Origin of the sequence: Nonomuraea sp. NPDC050691, from assembly GCF_040654455.1 — a bacterium.
In the GTDB taxonomy this organism is placed as follows: Bacteria; Actinomycetota; Actinomycetes; order Streptosporangiales; family Streptosporangiaceae; genus Nonomuraea.
This window is the reverse complement of sequence record NZ_JBFAIA010000268.1, coordinates 1-8,062: the sequence shown is the minus strand read 5'-3', so window position 1 is coordinate 8,062 and position 8,062 is coordinate 1. Positions and strand designations below refer to the sequence as shown.

The following is an 8,062-nucleotide window of genomic DNA, read 5'->3' as shown; positions in this document are numbered from 1 at the left end:
CATCGAGGACTCGCGTGGGCCGCGCGGCACCCGCGCACGGCGCGCAGCTCGTCGTCGACCGGCGCCCGGGATCCCCCGTCGTGGACTACGACCTCCTCCTCGACCATCCGGACGGTGGCACGATCGCGTTGAGCGCCCCGCCCGAGGACGGCGTGCCCTGGTTGATCGACCATTCGACGCACTGGGCCGCGGGGCACCTCGTGAGCGTGGACGGCGTGCACGTGTCGGTGCCCCAGGCGCTGACCATGCTCCGTTCACTGTCGGGGCGCGACGCCTCGCCGTACCAGGAGATCGTCGACCAGTGCCTGCTGGCCGCGGCGGGCGACGACGGCGAGCCGGTCAGCGCGGCGGGCCTCCAGGCGACGGCGGACGCGTTCCGTCGCGGGCGGGGGCTGCGCGACCGCGCCTCGACCCTGGCCTGGATGGCCGCGGCCGGCATGTCGGGCGAGCAGTTCGAGGCGTACATCGAGGGGATCGCCCGCCGCCGCCGGTTCCGCGGGGACAAGGAGGCCGAGCTGGCGCCGGGCCACCTGGCCGCCCACCCCGGTGACTTCGCCCGCGTCAGGGCCGTCTGGGTCACCGGCCGCGAGAAGGTGGTCGCCGGCGCGGTGGACGACCTGCTCGGCGGCCTCGGCTCACTCGGCGGCCCCGTGAACGCCCCACTCGCCGGCCCGGGATCGCTCGACGGCTCCCTGGACGACCCGTTCGGCGGCCCGGGATCACTCGACGGCTCCCTGGACGACCCGTTCGGCGGCCCGGAGTCGCTCGGCGATGTTGTGGTGACCGTCGGCGTCCGGTGGGAGAGCGACCTGCCCGAGGCCCTGCGCGGCGCGCCCGCCGGGCAGGTGATCGGGCCTGCCGAGGCGCCCGGCGGCGGGTTCCTGACCGGAGCCGTTCTGTCACGGACGCCCGCCGCCCGTGACGCGGAGACCCTGGAGGCGGCCGGGCGGGCCGCCTTCGCCCTCTGGCTTGCGGAGCGCCGCGCCGCGGCCACGATCGAATGGCACTGGTCTTGACCGCCCCACGGAACGACACGCCTCGCGTCCCACCCCAGACACGGCCCGTCTACCGGGAGGAGGCGCTGCGCCACCGGTCCGCGCCACGCACCGGCCGCACCCGGATGCCGCTGGTGATCAGCGGCCCCTCGTTCCTCGCGCTGTGGACGCTGGCGGCCGCCCTGCTCGCGGGCGTGGTCGTGCTGGCCGCGCTGGCGCTGAAGGCGGCGCCGTGATGCCGCGCCGGCCCCCCGTCCTGCTGCAGAACAACGACACGGAGTGCGGCGCGGCGTGCCTGGCCATGGTGCTGTGCCACCACGGCATGCGCACCACCCTGCACCAGGTCTCCGAACGGCTCCAGGTCGGGCGCGACGGCCTGAGTGCCAAGGCCGTCGTGGACGGCGCCCGCGACCACGGGCTGAAGGCGCGGGCCTTCTCGCTCGCGCCCGAGGACCTGGCGCGCGTGCCGCTGCCCGCGATCGCGCACTGGGAGTTCGGCCACTTCCTGGTGGTCGAACGCTGGGCGCCCGACCGGGTGGACGTCGTCGACCCGGCGCAGGGCCGCCGCCGGCTGACCGCCGAGGAGTTCAGCGCCGGGTTCACCGGCGTGCTGCTGGTCTTCGAACCCGGTGCGGGATTCCGCCGCGGCTCGTCCTCGATGGCCGGCGCCTGGCGCAGGGAGTTCGTCCGTACCCTGTTCCGGCGGCGTCGCGGCCTGCTCGCGCAGGTGCTCGCCGCCTCGCTGCTCCTGCAACTGCTGGGGCTGGGTCTGCCGCTGCTGTCCGAACTGCTGATAGACACCGTCATACCGTCACGGGCGACCGGCGTCCTGTCGCTGCTGGGCGGCGCGGCGCTGTTGGCGGGGGCGGCCCAGTTCGTCATCGGCTACCTCAGGGCGGCGCTGCTGGTGGCGGTACGGGCCCGAGCCGACCAGGAGCTCACCGAAGGCGTGGTCGGCCACCTCGTGGCACTCCCCTACCGGTACTTCACCCGGCGCGGCAAGGGCGACCTGATGACCCGCACCGCGAGCGTCTCCGCTCTCGGCGACATCCTCACCGGCCAGATCGTGGCGGCGCTGCTGGACGGACCGCTCGCCCTCGGCTACCTCGTCCTGGTCTACCTGTACGACCCCGTCTTCGGCGTGGCGCTGACCGGCGTGGCGCTGCTCCAGACGGTCCTGCTGCTGGCCACCACCAACCGGATCGCCACGCTGACCCAGCAGGAACTCACCGCGCTGTCCGCGTCGCAGGGCAGCCTCATCCAGGCGATCACCGGCATCGAGACACTGAAGGCGTCGGGCGCGGAGAGGCGGGCGGTGGAGCAGTGGTCGGCCCACTTCGCCAGGCAGCTCAACGCCGATGTGCGCACCGGCCTCACCAAGGGTTTCCTGGAGTCGGCGCTGTCGGCGATCCGGATGGCGGCGCCGCTCGGACTCATGTGGCTCGGCGCCTGGCGCGTCCTGGACGGGCAGCTCACGGTGGGAACGCTGATCGCGCTCAACGCCGTCGCGGTCGGCGCGCTCACCCCGCTGGGGTCGCTGATGACCGGCTTGCAGAGCCTTCAGCAGGCCGGCGCCCACTTCGACCGGCTGTCGGACATCCTGGCCTCCGAGCCGGAACCGAGCACGGGCATCGAGGTGCTGCGGCTGCGCGGCGCTGTGGAGACGCGCGGGGTGAGCTTCCGGCACGACCCCCGCGGCCCGTGGACCGTGCGGGACGTATCGGTCGCCATCCGGCCAGGACAGAAGGTCGCACTGGTCGGAGCCTCGGGGTCCGGCAAGAGCACGCTGGCGAGGCTGCTGCTGGCGTTGCACAGCCCGGTCGAGGGCGAGATCCGCTACGACGGCGTCCCGGCGGCCGAGCTGAACCTGCGCACCCTGCGCCGCCAGTTCGGCGTGGTCACCCAGGAACCGTCCCTCTTCAACGGGACGATCAGGGACAACATCTCGCTGAACGACCCCGGCGCCTCCCTGGACCGGGTGGTCGCCGCGGCCCGCCTGGCCGCGCTCCATGACGAGATCATGGAGATGCCGATGGGATACGAGACGATGCTGACCGACGGCCTCGGCCTTTCCGGCGGCCAGCGCCAGCGCCTCGCCCTGGCCCGCGCCGTACTGTCTCAGCCGAAGGTGCTGCTGCTCGACGAGGCCACCAGCAACCTCGACAGCGCCACCGAGGCCGCGATCGAGGCCAACCTGGGACGGCTCGTCCAGACCCGGATCGTCATCGCGCACCGGCTGAGCACGATCAGGGACGCCGACCTCATCCTCGTGATGGAGGCGGGCCGGATCGCGCAACGCGGGACCCACGAGGAGCTGATGGCCATGGGCGGGGCGTACGCACGCCTGGTGGCGGCCCAGACGGTGCCGTCCAGGTGACCGTGGGGCGACTCCGGCGTCAGGCTCGAAGGCTGGCGGGCACACCTCAGACCGGTGGTACCCCAGACCGGTAACTGCCCGCCAGACCAGGGCATTCCAGACCGGGGGCATCTTAGACCGGTGACGCCACCGTCCGGAGTGCTCGCCCTGCTCAGCCGGGACTGTTCCCGTGGGCCGCCCGCACCGCTCGGCGTGCTCCCAGGCCGCCGGCGCCCCAGACCGGGACGCGCCCCAGGCCCCCGCTGCCTTGTGCCGCCCTCCTCCAGACCGGCCCTCGGGGGCGCGGCCGACGAACTGGCGACGCAGGGCGAAATCAGCCCACCCCGGCACGAAGCCAGATCCACCCGTACGACCTGACCGGCATGGGCGCGATCAGCTCCCCACACCTCACCACACCCATTCGAGCCCGGCCTGGAACGGACGCGATCAGCTCCCCACCGCCACACCCGGCCCAACTCGCCCCAACCCCGACCCGACCCGACCCACCCGGAGCGAACCACGTGGACCCGGAGCGACGAAGACCAGCCAGCCAAGGCTGAATGCGCATCAGAGCAACCGGGCAAGGCAGAGATCCTGTCGGCCTGCGAGGCACGCGCCAGATCGCCGGGCGAGGCACGAATCAGGTCAGCAGCGCTACAACCCCGCGGCCGCCGCCTTCACATCCTCGGTCGACATCGGCTTGCCGCCGATGCCCCAGTCACCGCTCTTGACCTCCTCGACGATGACCATGGTCAGAGAGCGCATGTTCTCGCCCTCGATCTCGACCATCGCCTCGGTCAGCTTCTGCACCATCTCGGTCTTCTGGGCGTCACTGAACACGCCCTCGATGACCTTCACATTGACGACTGGCATGGGTCCCCCTCCCAGGCGGCGCACCAAGCCCCCGGCGCCGCTCAGCGGAGATGCCCCATGCAGCTCTCCGACAAACCCGACAGACATTCCATCCGGGACGCCATCCACAGCCAGTCCCACTGCCCACCCACGGCGCACCGCCTCCGCCCGCTCCTTCGGCCCTGTCCACTCCTTCGGCCCCCCCGCACGCTCTTCCGCCTCTTTTCCCGAACTCTCTCCAACGCTGTCCTCTACGCGCGGACCCCATGCCCTACCCCGGGCCGTCCCCCAGGCCATCTCCCGAACCGACCCCCGGGCCGTCTCCCCCCGGGCCGCCTCCCGAACCGTCTCCCGGGCCATCTCCCGGCCCGTCGGACGCCCCCACCGGGAACGTGTCGAAGTGCACCACCACGTGGCCCAGCAACGGATCCGGGCTTCCCCCGGAGCGTTCCTGCCTCCGGTCCGCCATCACGCGGTACCTGTCCAGCACCTCAAGGACTTCGTTCCTCATGTCCACCGCCTCCTGCGCCGTGAGCCGGAGAGATCGGCGGCCGAAGCCGCTGGCCTGGACCCACTCCTCGGGCGTCGTCGTCGCCTCCGCGCGCCACCGCGCCAGCTCGGCGCCGCGCTGCCGGATCAGGTCGTCGATCAGGAACGCGAACGCGCTCGCCGCCTCCGGATCGTCCTGCGGCGGCTCCCCGTACGTGAAGCCGCCCGGCACGATGCGCCAGTACTTCTCCTTGCCCTTGCCCAGCTCCGGCGCCGTCTCGATCATGCCGTGCCTGGCCAGCTCCCTGAGGTGGTAGCTCGTGGCGCCGGTGTTCTGCTCCAGCAGCGCGGCCAGGCGGGTGGCCGTCGAGGGGCCGTGCTCGTCGAGCAGCTCGTACAGGCGCAGGCGCAGCGGGTGGGCGAACGACTTCAACGCCTTGGCGTCGAGGGTTCGTGCGGAATAGCTCTTGCTTTGCATCACTGTGCACACCTATCTTTGCAAAGAAACCTATGCACACTTTCCCTTACACACTAGCGGAGGAAGCCATGCCGAGTCTCGGGCGCGCGTTCACGTTCCTGCTGTCGTCCACGGCGTTGTCCAACGTGGCGGACGGCGTGCTGAAGGTCGGGGCGCCGCTGCTGGCGATCTCGATGACCAGGTCGCCGACACAGGTGTCGCTGGTAGGAGCCGCGGTCACGTTGCCGTGGTTATTGTTCGCGCTGCACGCGGGGGCGATCGCCGACCGCCTGGACCGGCGGCGGATCATGGTGCTGGCCAACGCCGCCCGCGCCGGGGTGCTGGTGCTGGGCGGGGCGCTGGCGGTGTCCGGGATGCTGAACCTGTGGGGCATTCTGGGGATCCTGCTGGTCGCCGGGGTGTCGGAGGTCTTCGCGGACACCTCGGCGCAGTCGGTGCTCCCCATGACGGTGCCCTCGGACCGTCTCACGGCCGCCAACGGCCGCGTGGTGAGCGTTCAGATGATCGGGAACGAGTTCCTCGGCTCGCCGCTGGCGGGCTTCCTGGTGACGCTCCTGCCGGTCGCCGTCCTCGGCGCGCCCGCGCTGCTGTACGGGGCCGCCGGGGTGTTGCTGCTCGGCATGCGCGGGAACTACTCCCCAGTCTCTCGGACGATCGCGAGCTCCGCCGATCCCCAGGCTGCCTCCGCCGACCCTCGCGCGGGCTCCTCATATCCCCAGGCGGCCCCCGCCACCCCCCACCGCGGCGGGCTCGGGCGGGACATCCGGGAGGCGCTGCGTTACCTCTGGGCGCACCGGTTCCTGCGCACCCTGGCGATCTCCGCCGGGCTGCTCAACACCGCCAGCGCCGCCTACTTCGGCGTCCTCATCCTCTGGCTCGTCGGTCCCGGGTCGCGGGTGGGGCTCACCCCCGAGGGGTACGGCCTCATGATGTCCGCGCTGGCCGCGGGCTCCGTGGCCGGGTCGCTGGTGGCCGAGCGGCTGACCGGGCTGCTCGGCGAGGGCCGGACCCTGGTGGCCTGCTGGCTGGTGTCCGCCCTGCTGTACCTGGTGCCCGTGCTGGTGCCCGTCGGGTGGTTGCTGTATCCGACGGCCGTCGTCTGGGGTCTCGTCGGCGGCGCGTCGAACGTGCTCGTGGTCTCCACCCGCCAGCGGCTCATCCCGTCGGCGCTGCTGGGCCGCGTGAATTCCGCGTACCGGTTGATCGGCATGGGCGGGATGCCCGTGGGGGCCGCGCTCGGCGGGCTGCTGGGTGAGATCGCCGGGCTGCCGGCGGTCTTCCTGGGGGCCGCGGGCGTCTGCCTGGCCGCCGTCGGGCTGGTGTGGCGTGTCGCGCGCGACCCAATTTCCATGCCGTTGACCAGCGATCATTCGGTTCGCCGCACATCCGCGTCTCTTTAGGCACACTATGACCTGTGGCGAGATGACATGATTACCTCGGGCAACGAGGGGATGGCATGCGGGAGATCGGCGGACGGTACCTCCTTACCGAGGAGGCCGGTCGTGGCGGTATGGGAGTCGTCTGGCGGGCGTTCGACCAGCTACTCCATCGTGAGGTCGCGCTCAAGGAGCTGACGCTGACCGGCGAGGCCGAGATGGTCCGTCGTCGTGTCCTCCGGGAGGCCAGGATGGCCGCCCGCCTCACACACCCGAACATCATCACGGTCCACGACCTCATCGAAGAGGGCGGCAAGCTCTGGATCGTGATGGAGTACCTCGACGGGCTCTCCCTCCACCAGTTGCTCTCCCAGGTGGGCACGCTGCCCGCCCAGTCCGTGGCCGCGATCGGCCAGCACCTGCTCGCCGCGTTACGCACCGCGCACCAGGCCGGGGTGTTGCACCGCGACGTGAAGCCGGCGAACGTCATGCTGACGGGCGACCGCGTGGTGCTGACCGACTTCGGTATCGCCACGGCGGAGGGCGACATCCGGATGACGACCTCGCGCAGGCTGCGGGGCACTCCGGCGTTCATGGCGCCCGAGCGGCTGCACGGCGGGCCGGCCAGCAAGGAGGCCGACATGTGGTCGTACGGCGCCACGCTGTACAGCGCCGTGGAGGGACAGCCACCGTATCCGGGGCAGGACGCGGCGACGGTGCTCGGCATGGCCCGCAGCGGCGGTTACCCGCCGCCCCGCCGCGCCGGGGTGCTGCGGCCGCTCATCGAGGGTCTGCTGCACCCGGACCCGGTACGCCGCTTCACGCCGGAGCAGACGGCGGGGCTGCTGGCGGGCATGCGCGCCAGCAGCTACCAGGCCGCGATCTAGGCGGACGAGCAGCCGAGCGGCCGCGGGTTACGTGCAGTGCCAACCGTGCAATGCCAACCGTGCAATGCCAACCGTGCAAGGCCAACCGTGCGATGCCCGCCGCGCGACGCCGCCCATGCGACGCAAAGCGCGATGCCGGCCGCGCGATGAACGTTTCATGCTCCACGGCCGCCGCCCTCCCGTCGGCCCAGGTCACGTCCGTCCCCACTCCGCGGGCGGGCCGCGGACCTGTCACGCGCGGATCATGGATGCGATAGTGCGAACGCCGCTCACCCACCGGTGAGCCGGCCCGCGGAACTCTCCGCGACAGCGTCCTTCGTGCGATGCCCCTGGGAGGAATCGGATGCGCAAGGTACGGACCCTACTCGTCTCCGCCGCTCTGGCCACCGGCGTGCTCCTGTCCATGACCGCCGCACCCGCGCAGGCCGAGAGCATCCGGTACGCCTACTACCTGCAGTCCGACTGCTACAACGGCGGGAACCTGGGCATCCAGTGGGGCTGGTGGACGTCCTTCCGCTGCTCCTACGAGAACGGGTACTGGTTCCTCTACGCCTGACCCGACCGAGCCGAAAGCGGAGAGGGCCCTCCCCGGCGGGGCGCCCCCCCGGCCCGCCCCGCGCGCCTACGCC

Annotated in this window: 8 protein-coding genes; 6 read left to right on the top strand and 2 right to left on the bottom strand. The window is 71.9% G+C overall.

The window, feature by feature from the left end; all coding sequences use genetic code 11:
• The 3 genes from AB0H81_RS42615 to AB0H81_RS42605 all read left to right on the top strand — a co-directional run.
• Positions 1-1,016: TIGR04500 family putative peptide maturation system protein (locus AB0H81_RS42615; protein ID WP_358387549.1), on the top strand; the 1,016-nt coding region annotated here is incomplete at its 5' end.
• Positions 1,013-1,231, top strand: a complete 219-nt coding sequence (locus AB0H81_RS42610; RefSeq protein ID WP_358387546.1) for a hypothetical protein — start codon at positions 1,013-1,015, stop codon at positions 1,229-1,231. The genes AB0H81_RS42615 and AB0H81_RS42610, both read left to right, overlap by 4 nt.
• The gene (locus tag AB0H81_RS42605; RefSeq protein ID WP_358387543.1) at positions 1,231-3,372 is read left to right on the top strand and encodes a peptidase domain-containing ABC transporter; all 2,142 of its coding nucleotides are present in this window, start codon (positions 1,231-1,233) and stop codon (positions 3,370-3,372) included. Before AB0H81_RS42610 ends, AB0H81_RS42605 begins: the two co-directional genes overlap by 1 nt.
• Positions 3,373-4,005: 633 nt before the next feature.
• Here the strand turns inward: AB0H81_RS42605 and AB0H81_RS42600 are convergent.
• On the bottom strand, positions 4,006-4,224 hold the full coding sequence (locus AB0H81_RS42600; RefSeq protein WP_358387540.1) for a 4-oxalocrotonate tautomerase family protein: 219 nt from the start codon (positions 4,222-4,224) through the stop codon (positions 4,006-4,008).
• Between the two features lie 250 nt (positions 4,225-4,474).
• Complete coding sequence (locus AB0H81_RS42595; RefSeq protein WP_358387537.1) at positions 4,475-5,170, bottom strand: helix-turn-helix domain-containing protein; 696 nt, start codon at positions 5,168-5,170, stop codon at positions 4,475-4,477.
• 68 nt (positions 5,171-5,238) lie between these two features.
• On the opposite strand from AB0H81_RS42595, the gene AB0H81_RS42590 reads away from it, so the two are divergent.
• The 3 genes from AB0H81_RS42590 to AB0H81_RS42580 all read left to right on the top strand — a co-directional run bounded on the left by AB0H81_RS42590 (position 5,239) and on the right by AB0H81_RS42580 (position 7,989).
• Positions 5,239-6,570 carry an MFS transporter gene (locus AB0H81_RS42590; protein WP_358387535.1) on the top strand — a complete coding sequence of 444 codons (1,332 nt, stop codon included), beginning with the start codon at positions 5,239-5,241 and terminating at the stop codon, positions 6,568-6,570.
• Positions 6,571-6,626: 56 nt separating this feature from the next.
• A complete protein-coding gene (locus tag AB0H81_RS42585; RefSeq protein ID WP_358387532.1) occupies positions 6,627-7,433 on the top strand; it encodes a serine/threonine-protein kinase in 807 nt (268 codons plus the stop codon).
• A gap of 343 nt (positions 7,434-7,776) precedes the next feature.
• Positions 7,777-7,989, top strand: coding sequence for a hypothetical protein (locus tag AB0H81_RS42580; protein ID WP_358387529.1), 213 nt, complete (start codon positions 7,777-7,779; stop codon positions 7,987-7,989).
• Positions 7,990-8,062: the final 73 nt, after the last annotated feature.